The sequence below is a fragment of the Klebsiella sp. SYXHC3 genome, from assembly GCF_057196925.1.
The window spans coordinates 1,117,386-1,140,110 of record NZ_JBXUNG010000001.1; the positions used below are offsets into that span (position 1 = coordinate 1,117,386).

The 22,725-nt window shown below is 48.2% G+C and carries 22 protein-coding genes and 1 other annotated feature; of the genes, 10 read left to right on the plus strand and 12 right to left on the minus strand.

Features of this window, described 5'->3' with window-relative positions:
- Positions 1 to 10: 10 nt before the first annotated feature.
- The gene (fusA, locus tag AC2CGP_RS05540; protein ID WP_048229005.1) at positions 11 to 2,113 is read right to left on the minus strand and encodes an elongation factor G; all 2,103 of its coding nucleotides are present in this window, start codon (positions 2,111 to 2,113) and stop codon (positions 11 to 13) included.
- Positions 2,114 to 2,351: 238 nt separating this feature from the next.
- Here fusA and AC2CGP_RS05545 point away from each other — a divergent pair, with 238 nt between their 5' ends.
- Entirely contained in the window at positions 2,352 to 2,663 is a 312-nt protein-coding gene (locus AC2CGP_RS05545) for an ArsR/SmtB family transcription factor (protein WP_015365828.1), read from the plus strand.
- Between the two features lie 110 nt (positions 2,664 to 2,773).
- Here the strand turns inward: AC2CGP_RS05545 and plaP are convergent, their stop codons facing one another.
- From plaP to AC2CGP_RS05565, 4 genes are all read right to left on the minus strand, one after another.
- A complete protein-coding gene (plaP, locus tag AC2CGP_RS05550) occupies positions 2,774 to 4,132 on the minus strand; it encodes a putrescine/proton symporter PlaP (protein WP_015365827.1) in 1,359 nt (452 codons plus the stop codon).
- Complete coding sequence (gene yoeI, locus AC2CGP_RS05555; RefSeq protein WP_098949253.1) at positions 4,122 to 4,184, minus strand: membrane protein YoeI; 63 nt, start codon at positions 4,182 to 4,184, stop codon at positions 4,122 to 4,124. The genes plaP and yoeI overlap by 11 nt, the downstream gene beginning before the upstream one ends.
- A 236-nt stretch (positions 4,185 to 4,420) precedes the next feature.
- On the minus strand, positions 4,421 to 5,302 hold the full coding sequence (locus AC2CGP_RS05560) for a LysR substrate-binding domain-containing protein (RefSeq protein WP_475702498.1): 882 nt from the start codon (positions 5,300 to 5,302) through the stop codon (positions 4,421 to 4,423).
- Positions 5,303 to 5,338: 36 nt separating this feature from the next.
- Positions 5,339 to 6,163 carry an SDR family oxidoreductase gene (locus AC2CGP_RS05565; RefSeq protein WP_015365825.1) on the minus strand — a complete coding sequence of 275 codons (825 nt, stop codon included), beginning with the start codon at positions 6,161 to 6,163 and terminating at the stop codon, positions 5,339 to 5,341.
- 176 nt (positions 6,164 to 6,339) lie between these two features.
- Here AC2CGP_RS05565 and hisL point away from each other — a divergent pair, with 176 nt between their 5' ends.
- From hisL to hisIE, 9 genes are all read left to right on the plus strand, one after another.
- Entirely contained in the window at positions 6,340 to 6,390 is a 51-nt protein-coding gene (gene hisL / locus AC2CGP_RS05570; RefSeq protein WP_009654477.1) for a his operon leader peptide, read from the plus strand.
- Positions 6,366 to 6,488 (plus strand) — a sequence feature (His leader region). It overlaps the preceding gene by 25 nt.
- 47 nt (positions 6,489 to 6,535) lie before the next feature.
- The gene (hisG, locus tag AC2CGP_RS05575; RefSeq protein WP_015365824.1) at positions 6,536 to 7,435 is read left to right on the plus strand and encodes an ATP phosphoribosyltransferase; all 900 of its coding nucleotides are present in this window, start codon (positions 6,536 to 6,538) and stop codon (positions 7,433 to 7,435) included.
- A 39-nt stretch (positions 7,436 to 7,474) separates the two neighbouring features.
- Positions 7,475 to 8,779 carry a histidinol dehydrogenase gene (gene hisD / locus AC2CGP_RS05580; protein ID WP_063443183.1) on the plus strand — a complete coding sequence of 435 codons (1,305 nt, stop codon included), beginning with the start codon at positions 7,475 to 7,477 and terminating at the stop codon, positions 8,777 to 8,779.
- Complete coding sequence (gene hisC, locus AC2CGP_RS05585; protein ID WP_110916537.1) at positions 8,776 to 9,837, plus strand: histidinol-phosphate transaminase; 1,062 nt, start codon at positions 8,776 to 8,778, stop codon at positions 9,835 to 9,837. The genes hisD and hisC overlap by 4 nt, the downstream gene beginning before the upstream one ends.
- Positions 9,834 to 10,901 (plus strand): bifunctional histidinol-phosphatase/imidazoleglycerol-phosphate dehydratase HisB, encoded by a 1,068-nt coding sequence (gene hisB, locus AC2CGP_RS05590; protein ID WP_213193843.1) that lies wholly within the window; start codon positions 9,834 to 9,836, stop codon positions 10,899 to 10,901. Before hisC ends, hisB begins: the two co-directional genes overlap by 4 nt.
- Entirely contained in the window at positions 10,901 to 11,491 is a 591-nt protein-coding gene (gene hisH, locus AC2CGP_RS05595) for an imidazole glycerol phosphate synthase subunit HisH (protein ID WP_475702497.1), read from the plus strand. Before hisB ends, hisH begins: the two co-directional genes overlap by 1 nt.
- Entirely contained in the window at positions 11,491 to 12,228 is a 738-nt protein-coding gene (gene hisA, locus AC2CGP_RS05600) for a 1-(5-phosphoribosyl)-5-[(5-phosphoribosylamino)methylideneamino]imidazole-4-carboxamide isomerase (RefSeq protein WP_015365819.1), read from the plus strand. Before hisH ends, hisA begins: the two co-directional genes overlap by 1 nt.
- Positions 12,210 to 12,986 (plus strand): imidazole glycerol phosphate synthase subunit HisF, encoded by a 777-nt coding sequence (gene hisF / locus AC2CGP_RS05605; protein ID WP_015365818.1) that lies wholly within the window; start codon positions 12,210 to 12,212, stop codon positions 12,984 to 12,986. The genes hisA and hisF overlap by 19 nt, the downstream gene beginning before the upstream one ends.
- Positions 12,980 to 13,579: a bifunctional phosphoribosyl-AMP cyclohydrolase/phosphoribosyl-ATP diphosphatase HisIE gene (hisIE, locus tag AC2CGP_RS05610; RefSeq protein WP_058675542.1), complete on the plus strand. Its 600-nt coding sequence runs from the start codon at positions 12,980 to 12,982 to the stop codon at positions 13,577 to 13,579. Before hisF ends, hisIE begins: the two co-directional genes overlap by 7 nt.
- Positions 13,580 to 13,653: 74 nt before the next feature.
- Here hisIE and AC2CGP_RS05615 read toward each other — a convergent pair whose 3' ends face one another.
- From AC2CGP_RS05615 to AC2CGP_RS05645, 7 genes are all read right to left on the minus strand, one after another.
- A complete protein-coding gene (locus tag AC2CGP_RS05615) occupies positions 13,654 to 15,258 on the minus strand; it encodes a phosphoethanolamine transferase (RefSeq protein WP_213760015.1) in 1,605 nt (534 codons plus the stop codon).
- Positions 15,259 to 15,690: 432 nt separating this feature from the next.
- Positions 15,691 to 17,442 (minus strand): glycosyltransferase family protein, encoded by a 1,752-nt coding sequence (locus AC2CGP_RS05620; RefSeq protein ID WP_475702496.1) that lies wholly within the window; start codon positions 17,440 to 17,442, stop codon positions 15,691 to 15,693.
- Between the two features lie 136 nt (positions 17,443 to 17,578).
- On the minus strand, positions 17,579 to 18,715 hold the full coding sequence (locus AC2CGP_RS05625) for a glycosyltransferase (protein WP_475702495.1): 1,137 nt from the start codon (positions 18,713 to 18,715) through the stop codon (positions 17,579 to 17,581).
- 5 nt (positions 18,716 to 18,720) lie between these two features.
- A complete protein-coding gene (locus tag AC2CGP_RS05630; RefSeq protein WP_045361505.1) occupies positions 18,721 to 19,611 on the minus strand; it encodes a glycosyltransferase in 891 nt (296 codons plus the stop codon).
- A complete protein-coding gene (gene glf, locus AC2CGP_RS05635; RefSeq protein WP_045361509.1) occupies positions 19,608 to 20,759 on the minus strand; it encodes a UDP-galactopyranose mutase in 1,152 nt (383 codons plus the stop codon). The genes AC2CGP_RS05630 and glf overlap by 4 nt, the downstream gene beginning before the upstream one ends.
- Before the next feature lie 11 nt (positions 20,760 to 20,770).
- Positions 20,771 to 21,511: an ABC transporter ATP-binding protein gene (locus AC2CGP_RS05640; protein ID WP_042896047.1), complete on the minus strand. Its 741-nt coding sequence runs from the start codon at positions 21,509 to 21,511 to the stop codon at positions 20,771 to 20,773.
- Positions 21,511 to 22,278: an ABC transporter permease gene (locus AC2CGP_RS05645; protein ID WP_045361512.1), complete on the minus strand. Its 768-nt coding sequence runs from the start codon at positions 22,276 to 22,278 to the stop codon at positions 21,511 to 21,513. Before AC2CGP_RS05645 ends, AC2CGP_RS05640 begins: the two co-directional genes overlap by 1 nt.
- Positions 22,279 to 22,725 lie beyond the last annotated feature (447 nt).

Consider the following 22,725-nt stretch of genomic DNA (forward strand, 5'->3'; position numbering starts at 1 on the left):
GAGTACTAACTTAACTTTTCGCGCGGCTGGCGATGATATCGTCGGCCACGTTACGCGGCGCTTCTGCGTAATGATGGAACTCCATGCTATAGGTCGCGCGACCCTGCGACATCGAGCGCAGCGTGGTGGAATAACCGAACATTTCGGCCAGCGGCACATCGGCGCGAATAATCTGGCTACCGAAACGCTCCTCCATCCCCTGCACCATTCCGCGACGGGAAGAGAGATCGCCCATAATATTGCCGGCGTACTCTTCCGGCGTCTCCACCTCGACGTGCATCACCGGCTCCAGGATCACCGGGTCCGCTTTTCGCGCCCCTTCCTTAAAGCCGAAAATCGCCGCCATACGGAAAGCCATTTCGGAGGAGTCGACGTCATGATACGAACCAAACGTCAGGGTCGCTTTAACGTCGACAACCGGATAGCCCGCCAGCACGCCGGTGCCCATCGCTTCACGCAGCCCTTTTTCCACAGAAGGGATGTATTCACGCGGTACGACTCCGCCTTTGGTGGCATCTTCAAACACAAAGCCGCTCCCCGCCGCCAATGGCTCCAGGGTCAGCACGACGTGCCCATACTGCCCCTTACCGCCGGACTGACGCACAAATTTGCCTTCCACATCCTTCACCGTTTTACGGATGGTTTCCCGATAGGTAACCTGCGGACGGCCAATATTCGCCTCAACGCCGAACTCGCGTTTCATGCGGTCGACGATAATCTCCAGATGCAACTCCCCCATCCCGGAGATAATCGTCTGCCCGGACTCTTCATCGGTATGCAAGCGGAACGACGGATCCTCGGAAGCCAACCGCTGTAGCGCAATGCCCATTTTCTCCTGGTCGGCCTTGGTCTTCGGTTCAATCGCCAGCGAAATGACCGGTTCCGGGAACTCCATACGCTCAAGAGTGATGACCGCATCCGGATCGCACAGCGTATCGCCCGTCGTGACATCTTTTAGACCAACACAGGCGGCAATATCACCGGCATGCAGCTCGTCGACTTCGTGGCGATCGTTGGCATGCATCAGCACGATGCGCCCGATACGCTCTTTCTTGCCCTTCACCGGGTTAAAGACCGCATCGCCTTTTTTCAACGTCCCGGAATAGACGCGAATAAAGGTCAACTGGCCGACGTAGGGATCGGTCATGAGTTTAAACGCCAGCGCCGACAGCGGCTCATCGTCACTCGGGTGACGCTCCGCCGGTTGCCCCTTATCATCAATGCCCTGAATCGCCGGAATATCCAGCGGCGACGGCATTAACTCAACGACCGCATCGAGCATCCGCTGCACGCCTTTATTTTTAAAGGCGCTGCCGCAGAGCACCGGCTGGATTTCGCCGCCAACCGTGCGTTTACGTAGCCCGGCCACAATTTCCGCTTCGCTCAGTTCACCGCTTTCGAGATATTTATCCATCAGCTCATCACTGGCTTCCGCCGCAGCCGAAACCATTTTTTCCCGCCACTCCTGAGCCGTCGGCAGCAGGTCATCAGGCACAGGCGCATAGCTGAACGTCATCCCCTGCGTTGCATCATCCCACAGAATGGCCCGCATCTTTATCAGGTCGATGACGCCGGTGAAATGCTCTTCAGCGCCAATGGGGATAACAATCGGCACCGGATTGGCCTTCAGGCGATCGATCATCATTTGCACCACGCGGAAGAAATCGGCGCCCGGGCGGTCCATTTTGTTAACGAAAGCCAACCGCGGGACGTGATACTTGTTGGCCTGCCGCCAGACGGTCTCCGACTGCGGCTGCACGCCGCCGACCGAGTCATAGACCATCACCGCGCCGTCCAGCACGCGCATCGAACGTTCTACTTCGATGGTAAAGTCCACGTGCCCCGGGGTATCAATGATATTGATACGATGGGGCTCAAAGCTGCGGTCCATCCCGGGCCAGAAGCAGCTTACCGCTGCGGAAGTAATGGTAATCCCACGCTCCTGCTCCTGCGCCATCCAGTCGGTAGTTGCCGCGCCATCGTGTACTTCACCCAGCTTATGGCTCATCCCGGTGTAAAACAGAATGCGCTCAGTGGTGGTGGTTTTGCCGGCATCGATATGCGCGGAGATACCGATGTTGCGATAACGTTCGAGGGGGATGGGTCGGGGCATGATGCGTCCTTAGTCATTTTGACTGTCAATGAGCGGCTAAATCTGCCGCGGTTAGGTTTACGGCATCTATAATAGTACAACTGTACGAGTATACCCGAACTATCTTCACTATCACTGCTATCGGTCAGCTTGCGACGGCGCGCGTGGCACAAGAAAAGGAGTTTGGGTATAGTAGCCGCCAGCCGCCGATACGGGTTGCTGTTCGCGTGAACAGCACAACCGCCGACACAGGAATATTATGATCGCCAATCACCCCGAACGTGAACAAATTCGCCTCGAAAATGTTCTTTTTGCCCTGGGCAACCCCTTGCGGCTGGAAATCATTCGCACGCTCTCCGACGGCAGCGAGCAGAGTTGTAACGCATTGCGCAAAGAAGATATCGCTAAATCCACCATGACTCACCACTGGCGGGTGCTGCGCGACAGCGGCGTGATCTGGCAACGCCCTCAGGGGCGGGAAAATCTCATTTCGCTTCGCCGCGACGATTTGGATGCCCGTTTTCCAGGGCTGTTGGATACGCTGCTTAATGTGATGCGACAGGAGAAGTAAGCCATCCCTATGCCCCCGGTAAAGCGACAGCCGCCAGAGGGGAAAACCAGCGGACGCCAGAAACAAAAAAGCCGGAGGTCTCCCTCCGGCTTTTCTATCATAAAGCGTAATTATGCAACGTCTTCGTACTGCGGTACCGGGTTGCGGAAGCTTTTGGTTACGCACGCCAGGTAAATCAGACCGATACCGGCCCAGATCAGACCCAGGATCATCGAGCTCTCTTCCAGGTTAACCCACAGCGCGCCAACGGTCAGAGCGCCGCACATCGGCAGGAACAGATACTGGAAGTGGTCTTTCAGCGTCTTGTTGCGTTTCTCGCGGATCCAGAACTGCGAGATAACCGACAGGTTAACGAAGGTGAACGCCACCAGCGCACCGAAGTTAATCAGCGCAGTCGCCATCACCAGGTCAAAGTTAATCGCCAGCAGCGCGATCGCGCCAACCAGGATGATGTTCATCGCCGGGGTGCGCCAGGTCGGATGCACGTAGCCGAAGAAGCTTTTCGGGAATACGCCATCACGGCCCATCACGTACATCAGACGCGCAACGCCAGCATGCGCCGCCATACCGGAAGCCAGCACGGTGATGGTGGAGAAGATCAGCGCGCCTACCTGGAAGGCTTTACCTGCCACATACAGCATGATTTCAGGCTGTGAGGCATCCGGATCCTTAAAGCGCGAGATATCCGGGAAGTACAGCTGCAGGAAGTAGGTGGCAAAAATGAAGATCAGGCCGCCAATCAGCGCAGTCAGGAAGATAGCGCGCGGAATAACGCGTTCTGCATCTTTGGTCTCTTCAGACAGATTGCTGATGCCGTCAAAGCCGGTAAATGAGAAGCAGAGTATCGTCGCCCCGGTAATCATCGGGATAACGTGCGCATCGCCGGACCAGAACGGACGACTGCTGGCCAGCGTACCGGCGCCCTCGCCTTCAAATACGCCATACACCACCATGCCGAGGATCACGGCAATCAGTACCACCTGCAGCACCACGATAACGGTGTTGAAGTTGGCGACGGACTTGATGCTGCGCAGGTTAAAGGCGGTCATGAACGCGACCAGCGCGATAACAAACACCCACGATGGAATCGAAGGCACCAGCGCTTCAAAGTAGATTTTCGCCAACAGGATGTTGATCATCGGCGCGAACAGGTAGTCGAGCAGAGAAGACCAACCCACCATGAAGCCAACGGTCGGGCTAATGGATTTCTGGGCGTAGGTATACGCGGAACCCGCGGAAGGATAACGGCGTACCAGCTTCCCGTAGCTCAGCGCAGTAAAAAGAATAGCGATTAACGCAAAGGCGTAGGCCGTCGGCACGTGACCGTCGGTCATACCAGAGACGATACCAAACGTATCGAACAGCGTCATCGGCTGCATATAGGCCAGGCCCATCATTACAACCGGAACTAACGTAAGGGTTTTACGTAATTCCACGCGAGAGGTATTTGGAGTAGCGTTATGCGACATAGTTATCCCCTTTTACGGCGAAGGCCAGCGCGTAAGCAAAAAATTGCCCCATTTCTTTCTATTCCTCAGCGACAACGACTGTCGGTTTTTAGTAAATATCTATCCGGTACGAAGCCCGGCCTCTTGGTATTGAATGATGTGTCTTTCGACCAAAAAAATAACCGACACTTTAAAAAAAGCGTCGGCTAGTCTCTGGTTTTCAGGCTGCGTATTTTGCAACAACTTCTGGCTTAATGACAAGATGTTGAAAGGTTTATTAATAGGCTAAGAATTCTAACCGCCTAATATTCATACTATTTTAGTATTGTAGATCTGACGAATAGCACTATTTGCTAATATCGCTTGTAACCACCATTGCGCGGCAAGGCCAAAAACGTCTTCATTCCAGCCAATCCATGCCCGATACAGCCGCGCAGGTGTGCTAATACGTTTCTCGACCAATTTTCCATTCTCCAGCCAGGCCTCTGCCAGATAGCGCGGCAGGTAAGCCCAGCCCAGGCCGGCGCATACCAGCTCCAGCAGGCTATTCATATCATAAACCGTCACACTCTCCTGCTTTTCGCTTTGCAGCAACCCGGCATTGCAAATAATCGCCCGATATCGCTGTAACACCCGCAAATTCAACGGTTCCTTAGCCTGCGCCAGTGGATGATTAATCGCGACAACAAAACACAGATCCACATCGCCAAGCAGACTAAAACCATAACCCACCAGCGTTGGCGGCTCGTTAAGCGCGCCCAGCACCATGTCGACCTCGCCTGCCGCCAGAGCATCCCAACCGCCAGCGCTAGTGAACTGCAAACGGGTCACGTTGCGTTGTTGATAAAACTGTTCCATCAGTGAAGTTAAAAGAGAGAAAGGAAAAGTCATATCGACACTGATGGTCAGGGTATTTTCCCAGCCCTGATGTAGCCTGATGGCCTGCAGCTCAAGTTCGCGAGCGGTATGGAGTAGCTCACGTCCTTTCTCCAGCAGCATCTGCCCGGTGCAAGTAAAGCGCGCCCGATGACCGCTGCGATCCAGCAGTTGGATATTCAGATCGCTTTCTAATTTATGGATGGTATAGCTCAGCGCCGAGGGGGTTTTATAGAGCTTTGCCGAAGCCGCGGCAAAGCTCCCCTCTTTTTCTAAGGCATCAAGAATTACGAGAACATCCAGCAGTGGTTTCATCGCCCCCCCTTACGGTACGCGATCGTCTGCTGGCGATTACTCCATTGGCATCACCAGCGGATCGGGGTACTGGTATTCAAAGCCAAGCTCATAGCATATCCGGTTGCCATCAATGATTTTACCTTTACCCCCCTCCGGGTTATCGGTAAATACCGGTAACGGCAGCCCAAGTTCACGGGCCATCTGCGGATAAAAGACGCCGCGCGCCGGATGCTGCGGCGCACATATATTATAGATGTGTCCGCCTTTCGGGGCCTGAAGCAATAGCTCAATCGCGGCAATAACGTCCTGCAGATGCACCAGATTGACCCCGTGCTGGCCATCCGGGGCCGATTTACCGGCAAAGAAACGGCCCGGATGGCGCGATGGCCCAACCAACCCGGCGAGACGCAGAATATCCACCGAGGTACCCGGCAACGCATGCAGCCAGTCTTCCAGCTCTTTCAGTACCCTGCCGCTGGCGGTTTGTGGATTGCGCGGCGAATTTTCCTTCATCGTCCCTTCGGTATTGCCATAAACCGAGGTCGAACTGGTAAAAATAATGCGTGGAATATGCCGCGAGAGCGCGGTATCAACAATCTCCTGCACCGCCTGTAGATAAAAATCTTCCCCGGGGCCCGTGCGCCGCGCAGGTAACGTGATAACCAGCGCATCGACGTTCATCATCGCGTCCAGATCCTCAGCCTCACAGATCAGCTGGGGTTCAAGACGCAGCGGATATCCTTCAATACCGCACATCCGCGCCGCCTCCACGCCGTCCTGCGTCGTTTTACTGCCGGTGACATGCCAACCGCGTGCGCGCAATGACAACGCAAGCGGCATGCCCAGCCACCCTAACCCGACAATCGCGACCTTTTTCATACCCTGGCTCCTGACTCATTCGCTGTGCTGATACTAGGCTACGCTAGCCCGCGAGACCTGACAATTTGTTCGACGAATATGAAATGAATTAATGATGGAAAAAAGGGCTTGCTTTATGCGCCGCAACTGGTTTAGGTTAAAAGACATCAAATGCATAGTCATTCAAAGAGAATTTTATGAACAGCGTTCAATTTAAAAACCACCATCATCACCATCATCCTGACTAGTCTTTCAGGCGATGTGTGCTGGAAGACGTTTGGATCTTCCAGTGGTGCATGAACGCAAAGAGAGCCCCCGGAAGATTCACTTCCGGGGGCTTTTTTTTGGACCGAATTCGGACAGATTCAGACAGGTATTCAGAGGAAAACAACAATGTTAGACAACACCCGTTTACGCATAGCTATTCAGAAATCCGGCCGTTTGAGTGAAGATTCACGCGAACTGCTCGGCCGCTGCGGCATTAAAGTCAACCTGCATACCCAGCGTCTGATCGCCCTTGCGGAAAACATGCCGATCGATATTCTGCGCGTTCGCGATGACGATATTCCGGGGCTGGTGATGGACGGCGTTGTCGACCTTGGCATTATCGGCGAGAACGTGCTGGAAGAAGAACTGCTGAGCCGCCGCGCGCAGGGCGAAGACCCGCGCTACTTTACCCTGCGTCGTCTGGACTTTGGCGGATGCCGTCTGTCGCTTGCGACACCGGTGGATGAAAACTGGAATGGCCCGGCGGCGCTGGACGGCAAACGCATCGCCACCTCTTACCCGCACCTGTTAAAACGCTATCTCGATCAGAAAGGTATCTCCTTTAAATCCTGTCTGCTAAACGGTTCTGTCGAAGTCGCCCCGCGCGCTGGCCTTGCCGACGCCATCTGCGATCTCGTTTCTACCGGCGCAACCCTTGAAGCTAACGGCCTGCGCGAAGTTGAAGTTATTTATCGTTCCAAAGCCTGCCTGATCCAGCGCGACGGCGAGATGGACGAGGCGAAACAGCAGCTGATCGACCGTCTGCTGACCCGCATTCAGGGGGTTATCCAGGCCCGCGAATCGAAATACATCATGATGCACGCGCCGACCGAACGGCTGGAGGAAGTGGTGGCGCTGCTGCCGGGCGCCGAACGACCAACTATTCTGCCGCTGGCGGGCGATAAACAGCGGGTAGCGATGCACATGGTCAGCAGCGAAACTCTGTTCTGGGAAACCATGGAAAAACTGAAAGCGCTTGGCGCCAGCTCCATCCTGGTGCTGCCGATCGAGAAGATGATGGAGTAATCCAGCTATCCGCATACGGGACAAACAGGGGAAATGACCATGAGCTTCAATACCATTATCGACTGGAATAGCTGCAGCGCCGCACAACAGCAACAACTCTTAATGCGCCCGGCGATTTCAGCTTCCGAGAGCATCAGCAAAACGGTAGCCGGGATCCTCGGCAACGTTAAAGAGAATGGCGATGCCGCTTTACGCGAATATAGCGCCAAATTCGATAAAACCACCGTCACGGCGCTGAAAGTATCTGACGAAGAAATTGCCGCTGCCGGCGCGCGTCTCAGCGACGAACTCAAACAAGCGATGGCGGTAGCGGTCAATAATATCGAGACCTTTCACAACGCACAGCGGTTGCAGGTTGTCGATGTTGAGACCCAGCCCGGCGTACGCTGCCAGCAGCTTACCCGCCCTATCGCCTCTGTCGGCTTATATATTCCGGGCGGCTCGGCGCCGCTGTTTTCAACGGTGCTAATGCTGGCAACGCCAGCTCGCATTGCCGGCTGTCAGGAAGTGGTGCTGTGTTCGCCGCCGCCGATTGCCGATGAAATTCTTTATGCGGCGCAGCTGTGCGGCGTGCGTAATATCTTTAACGTCGGCGGCGCGCAGGCTATCGCGGCAATGGCCTTCGGCACCGAATCGGTGGCGAAAGTCGCTAAAATCTTTGGCCCTGGCAACGCCTTCGTCACCGAGGCCAAGCGCCAGGTCAGCCAGCGCCTCGACGGCGCGGCTATCGATATGCCTGCCGGCCCGTCGGAGGTTCTGGTGATTGCCGACGGCGGCGCAACGCCAGATTTCGTCGCCTCCGATTTACTCTCCCAGGCGGAACATGGCCCGGATTCCCAGGTTATCCTGCTGACCCCCGACGCCGACATGGGCTCCCGGGTCGCCGCAGCGGTTGAACGTCAGTTGGCTGCCCTGCCGCGTGCTGAAACCGCACGTGAAGCGCTTTCCGCCAGCCGTATTATTGTCGCTCGCGATCTCGCGCAATGTGTAGAGATCTCAAATCAGTACGGACCGGAGCACCTGATTATCCAGACCCGCAACGCCCGTGAACTGGTTGACGGCATTACCAGCGCTGGTTCGGTATTCCTCGGCGACTGGTCGCCAGAATCGGCAGGTGATTACGCCTCCGGCACCAACCACGTGCTGCCGACCTACGGCTACACTGCCACCTGTTCCAGCCTCGGTCTGGCGGATTTCCAAAAGCGCATGACCGTACAGGAGCTGACGCGTGAAGGCTTCGCCTCCCTCGCCCCGACTATCGAGATCCTGGCCGCAGCCGAACTGCTGACCGCCCACAAAAACGCCGTGACGCTACGCGTAGCCGCCCTTAAGGAGCAAGCATGAGCATTGAAGACTTAGCCCGCGCCAATATCCGCGCGCTGACGCCGTATCAATCCGCCCGCCGTCTTGGGGGAAAAGGCGACGTGTGGCTGAACGCCAACGAATTCCCCACCGCCGTGGAATTCCAGTTAACCGAACAGACGCTGAACCGCTATCCGGAGCCGCAGCCGAAAGCGGTTATCGAAAACTACGCGCAATATGCCGGCGTAACACCAGAGCAGGTACTGGTGAGCCGCGGGGCTGACGAAGGTATCGAGTTATTGATCCGCGCTTTTTGCGAACCCGGTGAGGACGCGGTCCTTTATTGCCCACCTACCTACGGCATGTATAGCGTCAGCGCCGAAACCATCGGCGTTGAGTGCCGCACGGTGCCGACGCTCGCCGACTGGCAGCTTGATTTACCGGGTATCGAAGCAAATCTCACCGGCGTGAAAGTGGTCTTTGTCTGCAGCCCGAATAATCCAACCGGGCAGATAATCAATCCGCAAGATTTCCGCGCCCTGCTGGAAATGACGCGCGGTAAAGCTATCGTGGTAGCGGATGAAGCCTATATTGAGTTCTGCCCGCAGGCGTCGCTCGCTGGTTGGCTAAATGAATACCCGCACCTGGTTATCCTGCGCACCTTATCGAAAGCCTTTGCGCTGGCGGGGTTGCGCTGCGGTTTTACGCTGGCTAACGCAGAGGTAATTAATGTACTGCTAAAAGTCATCGCACCTTATCCGCTCTCGACGCCGGTTGCCGATATCGCCGCCCAGGCGTTGAGCCCGGCAGGAATTGCCGCTATGCGCGCGCGAGTAGCGCAGATCCTTGATGAACGCGCTTACCTGGTCGATGCGCTGCGCGAGATCGCCTGCGTCGAACAGGTGTTCGATTCCGAGACCAACTACCTGCTGGCGCGGATAACCGCCTCCAGCGCGGTGTTTAAATCTTTGTGGGATCAGGGCATTATCTTACGTGACCAAAATAAACAACCCTCATTAAGCGGCTGTTTGCGTATCACTATCGGTACCCGTGCAGAGAGCCAGCGCGTGATTGACGCTTTGACTGCGGAGAATGTATGACCCAGAAGTTTCTCTTTATTGACCGTGACGGTACGCTTATCTCTGAACCGCCAGTTGATTTTCAGGTAGACCGGTTTGAAAAACTGGCCTTCGAGCCGCAGGTGATCCCGGCGCTGCTTAAGCTGCAGCAGGAAGGTTACAAGCTGGTGATGATCACCAACCAGGACGGCCTTGGTACCGAAAGCCTTCCGCAGGAGGAATTCGACGGCCCACACAACCTGATGATGCAGGTCTTCTCCTCGCAGGGCATTAACTTCGAAGACGTCCTGATCTGCCCGCACATGCCTGGCGATAACTGTGACTGCCGTAAGCCGAAGACCCAGTTGGTATTGCCGTGGCTGGAAGACGGCGTGATGGATAAAACTCACAGTTATGTCATCGGCGACCGCGCCACCGATATCGAGTTGGCGGATAACATGGGTATCACCGGCCTGCGCTATAACAGTGAAACGCTGAACTGGCCGACCATCTGCGAACAGCTGACCCGTCGCGACCGCTATGCTCACGTTGAGCGCATCACCAAAGAGACCCAGGTTGACGTTAAAGTCTGGCTGGACCGTGAAGGCGGCAGTAAGATCCACACCGGCGTTGGTTTCTTCGATCACATGCTCGATCAGATCGCCACCCACGGCGGCTTTCGCCTGGAGATTAACGTCGGCGGCGATCTTTACATCGACGATCACCACACCGTAGAAGATACCGGCCTGGCGTTAGGCGAAGCGTTGAAGCTGGCGCTGGGTGATAAGCGCGGCATTAACCGCTTTGGCTTTGTGCTGCCGATGGATGAGTGCCTGGCGCGCTGCGCGCTGGATATCTCTGGCCGTCCGCACCTCGAATATAAAGCTGACTTCACCTATCAGCGCGTTGGCGATCTGAGCACCGAGATGGTCGAACACTTCTTCCGCTCGCTCTCCTATACCATGGCGGTGACGCTGCACCTGAAAACCAAAGGTAAAAACGATCATCACCGCGTCGAGAGCCTGTTCAAAGCCTTCGGTCGTACGCTGCGCCAGGCCATTCGGGTCCAGGGCGACACGTTGCCATCGTCAAAAGGGGTATTGTGATGAACGTGGTGATCCTCGATACCGGGTGCGCCAACCTCAGCTCGGTGAAATCTGCGGTGAGCCGCCACGGCTATGAGCCAGTGGTCAGCCGCGAGCCGGATGTTGTTCTACGCGCCGATAAACTTTTTCTGCCCGGCGTCGGCACCGCGCAGGCTGCGATGGATCAGCTGCGCGAACGTGAGCTCATTGATCTTATTAAAGCTTGTACCCAGCCGGTGCTGGGGATCTGTCTTGGCATGCAGTTACTCGGGAGCCGCAGTGAAGAGACAAACGGCGTCGAGCTGCTGGGCATTATTGATGAAGAGGTGCCGAAAATGACCGATCACGGGCTGCCGCTACCGCATATGGGGTGGAACCGGGTGTATGCCAAAGCCGGCGATCGCCTGTTCCGCGGCATTGAAGAAGGCGCGTATTTCTATTTCGTCCATAGCTACGCCATGCCGGTCAATCCGTACACTATCGCCCAATGCAACTACGGCGAGGCCTTCACCGCGGCGGTACAGAAAGATAACTTCTTTGGCGTACAGTTCCACCCTGAGCGCTCGGGTAGCGCCGGTGCGCAGCTGCTGAAAAATTTCCTGGAGATGTAATGATCATTCCAGCTTTAGATTTAATTGACGGTACAGTGGTACGCCTGCATCAGGGCGACTATGGCCAGCAGCGCGACTATGGCAACGATCCGTTACCACGCCTGCAATCCTATGCAGACCAGGGCGCGGAAGTATTGCACCTGGTCGATCTGACCGGAGCAAAAGATCCGGCAAAACGCCAGATTCCGCTGCTTAAGACCTTAGTCGCCGGCGTTACGGTACCGGTACAGGTCGGCGGCGGCGTACGTACAGAAGAAGACGTTGCCGCACTGCTTGACGCCGGCGTGGCGCGCGTGGTGGTCGGTTCAACGGCGGTAAAATCGCCGGAGGTGGTCAAAGCCTGGTTTAAACGCTTTGGCCCCGAACATCTGGTACTGGCGCTGGACGTACGCATTGATGCCGATGGCAATAAACAGGTGGCGGTGAGCGGCTGGCAGGAAAACTCTGGCGTCACTCTGGAAGAGCTGGTGGAGAGCTATCTGCCGGTCGGCTTGCAACATGTGCTGTGTACCGATATCTCCCGCGATGGCACTCTCGCGGGTTCCAACGTCTCACTGTATGAAGAAGTCTGCGCACGTTATCCGCAGGTGGCGTTCCAGTCTTCCGGTGGGATCGGCGGTCTCAACGATATTGCCGCGCTGCGCGGAACCGGCGTTCGCGGCGTGATCGTCGGCCGCGCGCTGCTGGAAGGTAAATTCAACGTAACGGAGGCTATCCAATGCTGGCAAAACGGATAATCCCCTGCCTTGACGTCCGCGACGGCCAGGTAGTGAAAGGCGTACAGTTCCGCAATCACGAAATTATCGGCGATATTGTGCCGCTGGCAAAACGCTATGCCGATGAAGGCGCGGATGAACTGGTGTTCTACGATATCACCGCCTCCAGCGATGGCCGGGTAGTCGATAAAAGTTGGGTTTCGCGCGTGGCGGAAGTGATTGATATTCCATTCTGCGTCGCGGGCGGGATTAAATCTCTGGAAGACGCAGCGCAGATCCTCTCCTTCGGCGCAGATAAAATTTCAATTAACTCGCCTGCGCTTGCGGATCCAACGTTAATTACCCGCCTCGCCGATCGCTTTGGCGTGCAGTGCATCGTGGTAGGTATCGATACCTGGTTTGATGAACAAACCGGTAAATATCACGTTAATCAGTACACCGGCGATGAAAGCCGGACTCGCGTCACCCAATGGGAGACGCTGGATTGGGTGCAGGAAGTACAAAAGCGCGGAGCGGGAGAAATCGTCCTCAACATGATGAACCAGGACGGCGTGCGCAACGGTTACGATCTGGATCAGCTCAGAAAGGTCCGTGAAGTGTGTAACGTTCCGTTAATTGCCTCCGGCGGCGCCGGAACCATGGAGCACTTCCTTGAGGCCTTCCGCGACGCCAACGTCGATGGCGCCCTCGCCGCTTCCGTATTCCATAAACAGATTATTAATATTGGCGAATTAAAAACGTTCCTGGCAGCCCAGGGCGTGGAGATCAGGGTATGTTGAGTGAACAGCTGGATTGGCAAAAAACCGACGGCATGATGCCGGCCATCATACAGCACGCAGAATCTGGCGAAGTGTTAATGCTGGGATATATGAATGAGGACGCGCTGGCGAAAACGCAAGAAAGCGGCAAAGTGACCTTCTACTCGCGCACCAAACAGCGCCTGTGGACAAAGGGTGAAACCTCCGGCAACTTTCTTAATGTGGTCAGCATCACCCCGGATTGCGATAACGATACCTTGCTAGTATTGGTCAACCCGACAGGCCCGACCTGCCACAAAGGGACGTCAAGCTGCTTTGGGGAGACCGGACACCAGTGGTTGTTCCTCTATCAACTGGAACAACTGCTGGCCGAGCGCAAACATGCCGACCCGGAGAGCTCATACACTGCGAAACTGTATGCCAGCGGCACCAAACGTATTGCGCAGAAAGTGGGGGAAGAAGGCGTGGAGACCGCGCTGGCCGCGACGGTAAATGACAAGTTTGAACTGAAGAATGAGGCGTCAGACCTGATGTATCACCTGCTGGTGCTGTTGCAGGACCAGGGGCTGAATTTAGGGGAAGTGATTGATAATTTAAGGGCGAGGCATAAGTAAAATGTAACAGGTAGAAAATTACTCTGGTTTAATATGATCAACATTTAAACCAGAGTTAATGTATTAACAGACGATTAAGGATGTTGCGGTAAAGGCACATCTCTTAATTCAGAGAAACGGATAGCATCCTCTTTTTCATTCAGCACGAAATCAGAGTTTTTTACTGCATCCCGCAAATGTTGGTCGGAGACAGAATAACCCATCATTTCTAAAACCAGAAGCTTGGTTAAATCTGATGAAAAATAATGATTATTATTGCGTAATTGTTCAGCCTTCGCGCACCAGGAAGCATCATTCATCAGCAATGGGATTTTATACATTTCATTGTCGCTGGAAGGGAAGCCATGACCCTGACCCACCACTTCACCATGATCAGAAACATAAACCAATTTGTAATCTTTAAGATAGGTATCCGCGAGAGTAAAGATACTTTTTAAGGTATCATCTACGTTATAAATAGACGCATCATAATCATCAACCATCGGGTTACCCCCATCACCTCGGCGAGCAGAATAAGGTAAATGGTTGCCCATCAAATGAATGACGTAAAAGTTTCTCTCTTGTGATTCTTTAAAGTAATGCTTGATTGCAGGTAATAGTTTTTCGTCCTGCCCTTCGTTAATTGGGAAACGGGTATTATTTTCTTCAGGAGTTTGCAATACTTCCGCATATTTAGCCAGATAGCCAAAGGGTTTGTTCCACATATTGTTTTGCATTTGAGAGTCGAACCAATATGTATGGTACCCCTGCAACTCTGCCATTTCGATAAGATTCTTATACTTAAATAAATTACCACGCTGCAAAGGCGTTTCGAAAGAAACTAGCATTGGTACAGCAAGTCGTGTTTGCGCAGCCGGTGAATGCACATTGTTAACGACGCAGATTTTTCCATCTCTATCCATCTGCGATAAGTTTGGTGTGGTGTCTTTACCATAACCGTAGATGCCATAACGACCAGGATTGGATGATTCGCCGATGACATAAATAATATTTGTGCTGCCTGCTGTTTTATTCTTAATATAATCAGGATATTCTTCATGATCAACCTTTTTATATTTGACATCATCCACTATATTTTCAGCGATGATAGAAACAGAGGAAATGAGAGGACCAAAAAAAATCTTGTACTGGTCGATATATGGCTGAGAAATAAAAGTTGGTGAGTATTCGAGATTGTTAATGAAGAATTTTGCACCCCAAAAGCTGATACCATCGAATACTGGCTTCGAAAGAATAAGAATAAGACAGACAGCCAAAACTACACGCTCTTTAATAGAGTAGCATGCTTTCGGAATTTTAATCGATAACAGCGAGATCACGAACAGTATAAAAAGAAAACCGACCAGGAATTTGAGACCAAACGTCTGCACCGTACCTAATGATACAGAAAGACCTACGCCGAAGGTAGACATTACCATACTTGTGGAAAGGCCACCGTACTTTTGATAGATAAAATAGGTCAAAAAAGTAATTAATGAAACAAAAACCACAAGGCTATTTCTAATTATTCTGTTGCGAATGCAGAAAATTAAGCGCAGTAAAAGAAAAACAGAAAAGAAAGTGGTGAAAAACACATTTGTGGGATCAAGCCAGCACAAAGCAAGCGACAGAAAAAAAAGTATAAAATAGAGAAATCTTCTGGTTTTCAAGTAGCCTAAAAATTTAAAAAAATTGCTCATGCAAACTCCAAAAAAAATTCAAAAAAACAATTTCTATGATTCTGCGTGTTGTCATTTTATGATTTTAACACACCCTGGCGCGCAGTCGCCCATACACATGTCGAATTATTATTTCTGGCAAATTAAACCATATATAAATCATTACCACTTGCAGATAAACGATGACTTCCAGTAAAGATATTTAAAACCTAATAATATCTAACTATTCATATCAATAACGTGAAGCTGGTCACACCCTCCAATTCAAAGAATATCATTCATTACCGCCTATATGGATGCATTAAAATTTTAAAAGATCTCAAACAATCCAGCGAAATTTAAATTTAAAGGTAATCAGGCTGAACTAAATTCGTAAACAGCCACACCTTCTGGTCGTGGCTTTCCGTTAACATTAAAAAAATAGGCCCCAATTGTAAACAATTGGGGCCTGTATTAAAACTTAGTTTTCCAAAAATCTTTAGTCGTCAACCGGGTAATTTCAGACTGATAAGACTCAAGTCGTTTCTTTAAGGAAAATAACGTGTTAAAGCTAAGTAAACTTGCATTTAAAACAACACGGAAAAACTTCTCTTTTGAATGCGACAATTTCATTGCTGAACCATTCATTTGCGAAACATAGTAAACATCATTTCGCATAAACACCATATTAGTCGGGTTTTTGTGTGTTTCAGGTATTAAACGAGCTCTTTTATTAAAGAAATATTTGGGAATAAGATGGCCATTTAATGTCAAGTATCTTAAGGCCTTATGTATTTTATTTTCTTTTATATACAAAAAAGAATCTGTTTCAATTTTTAATAAATCACTTGAAGGTATATTAAATCTCTCATTAATAGTAAGCTGATTTATCTTTTTTCGTACTTCAGCGCAATCTACATTGTTTTCCCAAAAATCTATCCCACTCATGCAGTCTTTATAAGCTTGTACAACAGCCTGCGCACTTTCATAGCGGTTAGCCATCGATAGAATTATAACTTCACGCATGAAAAATGCTGAGAGCATTATTCTATTACGCCAGGTAACTTTTCGGCAGGAACTCATAAACATAGCTCGGAAGCTAAGATAAAAGACTAGCGGGTTCAGTTTTCTATTGAAATCCATCTGCCAGGATGCAATGCCATTGAGAGTGATAATCTTATGATTATCGTTCATTAGCCCAAATAGCATATCATCACCCCGGACAAAGAAAGGGAATGGATAGTATTTAGTATTCTTTATATTAAACGCATAAAACCACCATGCTCCATATCCCAAAGCCTCTTCTTCATCAAAACTAATAATACCTGAGCGCTCAGAGACATTTAAGCCTATCTTTGCCGGGCGATGAAAAATACCATCGCAGAAAACTACAGCACCGGCTTCATGCACAATTCTTGGCCTTTCTTCATAGAGCATAGCAGCCGATACAGCCAGATTATCATCATTTGACAGAGAAAGAAGTGCAAATGTACGTCGAATTGAATCGATTTCACATGCTGCATCATCATCCATAAATATACAATGTGTAAAAGTGCCTTCGTCCGTTAACTCACACAAGCCTCGAGAAAACCCACCGGCACCGCCAAGGTTTTTATTTTTGACTATATTTACTTCAGGATAATCGATACCATCAACATCATTACCATTGTTAATTAAATATAGTTGTATTTTATTTACATAGCGTGAATCAGTTAACAATTCATCACGAATACGTTTGACCGACTTAACAACTTGTTCTTCACGATTAAACGTTGTTATAACTAACCCGAGTTTGACATCTTTACAAGGTGAAGAGGTATAAAATGAAAAGGATTCAATTACGCTTTCTTCAAATGCTCGCCATCTTAAGTAGATATAGCCGGTATGTAATCCACTCAGTGAAAATTGCACTTCGCCTTCATCATTATCGATAATAATTTGCTCTAAAACTTCATCTTTACTATCGTTAAAGTGATTGATGTAAAGGCAACCTTTCCCACGAACTTTATATGTTACTAAAAGATTATCAATGGTTGTGTTTTCTTTCCATTTCTTCACACTAAGAGAGTTAAAGAAGGAATCAAAACTAATCACCGCATTTTTAGGAACGTGAATTTCTTTACTGTTTAAGTCAGCAAAAACCCGCTCTCCTGCACGGTAATATAACGACTCATCAGTACACAACCCAATGCTAGGAACTATAATATCCTGAACCAATAATCTCATGATGCCTCTTATTATCTCATTGCCTTGTTTCATAAATTAATATAAAACAATTAAATCATTCTAGAACAAATTATATAATGGTGTTAAATGTATTCCGCTTCTAAATACATACGCAACATTTAATATCGAAAAGTGATTACTCATTATATATTTCCTGATAGACTTTGAGCGTTTGCTCAATAACCATTGTTGACGTAAAACGGTCTTCGATATTTTGCCTGGCATTTTTCCCCATGCGATCTCGCTCATCGGGATTTGTGATCAATAAACTAATTTTATCAGCCAGTTTGCTGACATTGCTTCGCTCTACAACGAATCCATTATAGTTGTCTACTATCAAAGCATTGCAACCATCATTATCATAGACGACACAAGGCCGACCTACGGCCCCGGCTTCTAATAATATTCGCGGGATTCCTTCTGGGTAAAGTGATGGTAATGCAACAACATGCGCCGCTTCAAGCAATCCTTTGATATCTGTTCGAGTTCCCAACCATTCGATATCATCTTGATCTTGCCATTGCTGAATTTGTTTACGACTAATGGCATCTTCATCATTATCTACCAAGATTCCTGCCACTTTTAGAATACAATCGATGCCCCGTTGCTTTAATAAATTTTTTGCTTGGATTAGATCATTCAAACCTTTGCTTTTAAGCATTCGTCCAGCAAAAAAAATTGTTGCTGGGCTATCTTTTTTTTGGGTTTTAAAATTAAAATAAGATATATCTATGCCTGCACCATCAATTACAATGCTGTTATTTTTAGGTAAGTGCAGCAATGATAGCATTTTATGTTGATCGTTTCGGTGTTCAAACACCAATTTATAATTTATATTATTGAAAAGATAGCGATATAATTTTGTAACTATTACTTTTAAAGTTCTAAAAATAATTCTATTACTTTCGAATACACGCCCTAAGCCAACAAAACTATAAACCAAACCAACATTATTATATTTAGCCCATAGGCAACTGATGACCCCAGGCTTTATTGTTATACAATGTAATATGTCTGGTTTTACTTTATCAAGAATTTTTTTAGCTACCAAAAAATCTTTTATAAAAACTAATGGATTAATATTTTTCTCATCAATATAAGTATTGATGCAGTGAAAGCCCAAAGAACTCAATCTTTGAACTGTTGCAGCATCAGAAAAGTTAGCAATCACATATACTTCATAACCACTTTTAATTGCTGCAACACCTCTATCAACCCAATGGAGTTCGAAATACCAGGCAGAGTTAACAAAGTAGCAAAGTTTTCTTTTCATATAAGTTAAATACCTTGACCTCTGCGTCCTTTAACTCCATCACTAATCCCTTTTATTATACCACCGATGGCTTTTTTAGGGTCAGGATTTTTGATTCCTATCAAGATGTACTTAAACACCCTCAATAAAATATCAATCCTCGAAAATGGGGATTTTTTTGGGAACAGTACTCTCGACAGGATTAGATTTCTTACTAAATAATATAATTTCCAGGAGGGCACAGGCTTAGTGCTAGTATCTACATCATGTGTTATGATCAACTCAGGAACATATATTATTGGTATATCATTGAGCCTTAATTGATAGCTAAAATAAACATCGTCAAAATAGATAAACAGATCATCATAAATATAATCAATTGACGACTTTAGCAGTTTAACATCGATTAGCATTCCGACAAATGATACACTCGATACGTTTTCTTTGGATTGACCATTTGGAATGAATTTTTCAGGCTGTCGTAGATAGGCAATGTTCTCAAGAATCCCATGTGGATATTTTTTCCATGGTACATTCATCTTGCAAACGTTATTTTCTGTATCTAATACCTTACAGCAGTACACCGTTCCTTGCTGCACTTGCCATCCAATTAAATTATCATAAAAATCAGTATATGGGTAAGCATCATCATCGTAAAAAAGAACCCAATCACTACTCAGGTTTTCGGTTATCCATCGCGCTCCGTATTTAAAACCGCCAGCCCCACCACTGTTTATCTCGCGATGTAAAACTATTATCCGTTCATCACAAAAAGAATCAAGATAGGATTGAGTATCATCAGTTGACGCATTGTTAACCACAACGATATATTGAAAAGGCAACGCCAGCGTTGCCTCAATTGTTGTTTTTAACTTATCTAACCGATTATAAGTGACGATTAGAGCAACAACATTCATCTGACTTTAACCGTAAATACAGGCATAACTGAATTCTGCTCTAAAGACTTAAGATAAGTACGGCCAGTTTCCAGAGCTTCGGCAATTGTCACATCCATATCCAAATAACGGTAAGTACCCAGACGACCAACAAAAGTAATGTTTGCTTCTTGTTCAGCACGATCGAGATAATTTTGTAACATCTCCATTTCCCCTACCTGGCGAATTGGGTAGTACGGGATATCCTCGGGTTCACATGAGCGGCTGAACTCACGGTAACAGATTGATTTATCATGATTTTCCCATGGAGCAAAGTATTTATGCTCGGTTATACGAGTATAAGGAACCTCTTGCTCACCATAATTCATGACTGCACAGCCTTGATAATCACCTTCGGTGCGGAATGCATCAAAATCTAACGTGCGATAACCCAAGCGCCCCATATCATAGTTATAGAAACCATCCAAAGCACCACTATAAAAGACATGGTCATATTCATTACGGGACTGTTCATTAAACCGTGTATTTAGAGACACTGAAATATTCTCGTGAGCCAGTATCTTATCTACGATCACCGTATAGCCGTCTTTTGGCATGCCCTGATATTTATGATTAAAGTAGTTATCATCATAATTAAAGCGGACAGGCAAGCGCTTAAGAATTGAAGCAGGGAGTTCGGATGGTGACATTCCCCACTGTTTTATGGTGTAACCTTTAAAAAAGGCTTCATATAATTCTTTGCCCACAAAACGCAATGCCTGCTCTTCAAATGTTGCTGGCTCTTTAATTGTTTTATCACTTTTCTCATCAATCAATTTGCGAGCTTCAGTTGGAGAACAAGTGGTGTGGAAGAATTGGTTGATGGTATGTAGGTTGATTGGTAAGGAAAATACTTGCCCATTTACCGTCGTTTTCACACGGTTCACATATGGCATCATTTCGGTGTATTGGTTGATGTACTCCCATACTTCAGCATTGTCAGTATGGAAAATATGAGGGCCATATGTATGAACCATAACGTCGGTTTCAGTATCCCGCTCACTATAGCAGTTACCAGCGACATGTGGCCGGCTGTCAATGATTGTGACCTTATGACCAGCTTCAGCCAATAAGCGACCAATAACCGCGCCAGAAAATCCTGCGCCTACAATAAGAACATTCTTCTGCATTCGTTTTTCCATCAAGCCATCGAGGCTACATATTCATCAACAATCGAGCTTGCCTCACCGATAGCTTTCAACCGGTGATTTTCCACCCACACTACTTTATCGCAAATTTTCATAACGTCGTTCATGCTGTGGCTAACAAACAGGATCGTTACCCCACGTTTTCTAAATTCATTGATTGTTTCAATACATTTACGTTGAAATGCAATATCACCAACTGCCAGAACTTCGTCAATAATCAATACATCCGGGTCAACCTGACTTATAACAGAAAAACCCAGTTTCGCCAGCATGCCACTGGAGTATACACGTATAGGCTCATCAATGAACTCACCTAACTCTGAAAACTCGATAATCTTATCGAGCCTCTTGTTAACTTCTGCTCTACGCAACCCCAACAACGTGGCATTTAATTTGATATTTTCACGGCCAGTAAGTTCCGGATGAAAACCACCTCCCAGTTCAAGCATCGAAGCCACTCGCCCAACAACTTTTACTTCACCCTTGCTTGGCTTTAGCACGCCAGCAACGAGACCAAGGGTAGTACTTTTACCGGCTCCATTCCTACCAATCAATGCGACAGACTCACCTTTGTTCACACTGAATGATACGTTTTCTATCGCCAGATACTTACGCCCTTTAAGTAAGTTAAATGCCCGACGAGGGTGAAAAAATAAATCTTTAATGCCAGAGCCAATATGATGATAAAGGGGGTACTCTTTGGTTACATTGCAAAATTCAATAACGGTTGTCATCACAAAATCTCTGCAAATCGGTATTTTAATTTATTAAAGACCCACACTCCGAGCATCAAAACAACAATGCCAGAAGAATATAGATAAGTAATATGCATGTAATCCAGATTACCATTCATAAGAAGATCCCGCCAGGCTATGATCATGCTTGCCAGTGGGTTATAATCAATAATCCAGCTAAACTGCTGCGGAATCATGTCAGAATTATAGAGTATCGGAGTACAATAGAACATCAGCATAATACCTAAGGCGACAAATCGCTCCAGGTCACGGAAGAACAAATTTAAGGTAGATAAGATCAGTGCAAATCCAAATGTAAAAATAATCTGTCCGACAGCCAAAACAGGAATACCCCAAAGCCAACTAAGAGATGGTGACATCCCGTAAATATAGAGAAAAACTGCAATCACAGGAATTGTACATAAAAAATGTAACCCTTCCATCATCACATTACTTAGAGGAATAACTGACCGCGGGAATACCGTCTTCTTAATAATCTGTGCGTTTGATATAAAAGAAAATAATGAATTTGTTGCCGAACTTGCAAACCATTGCCATGGGAACAAACCGGTAATGAGGAAAACGGTATAATTTGGAATTTGAACTCTCATTACCATTTTAAATATAAAATAGTAAATCATCGCAAATAATAAAGGGTTTGCAATAGACCATAAATATCCAAAAATGCTACTTTTGTAGCGCACTTTTAAATCTTTATTGGTAATTACAATAAGTAAATCAAATAAATATCCTAAATTAAACTTCATTATTTGCACTCATTTTTTAGAAATTTACCACGCAACCATAATTTCCTCTGTCACTTCAGAAGGAAAAAGTGCATAGCTATCATATCAACATAATCATAACAAAGTACCCTGGCACAGTGCAGTGTTTATATCTATGGTATAGATAAACACTTCTCGCTAGCTATAGACCACTCAACAACCTGCGATAGTACCAGGCACTACTTTGTATATGTTACGGAGTAAACTATTTGGCTACGATGTATCATCATGAACGCCTATGGCTATCTATTCAGCTAATCAGGGACACGCTACCGCCATTGGCTATCGCAACCAAAACGCGTAGAATAAGTTTGATTTTAAAAAAAACCCATAAACCTCACAGGCTTACATCTAAAATGCTGTAGCAGAAGTTCATGGTTTCACTCCATCCCAAGCAGAAATTTTACTCCCACTCAGAAAGCAGTCACT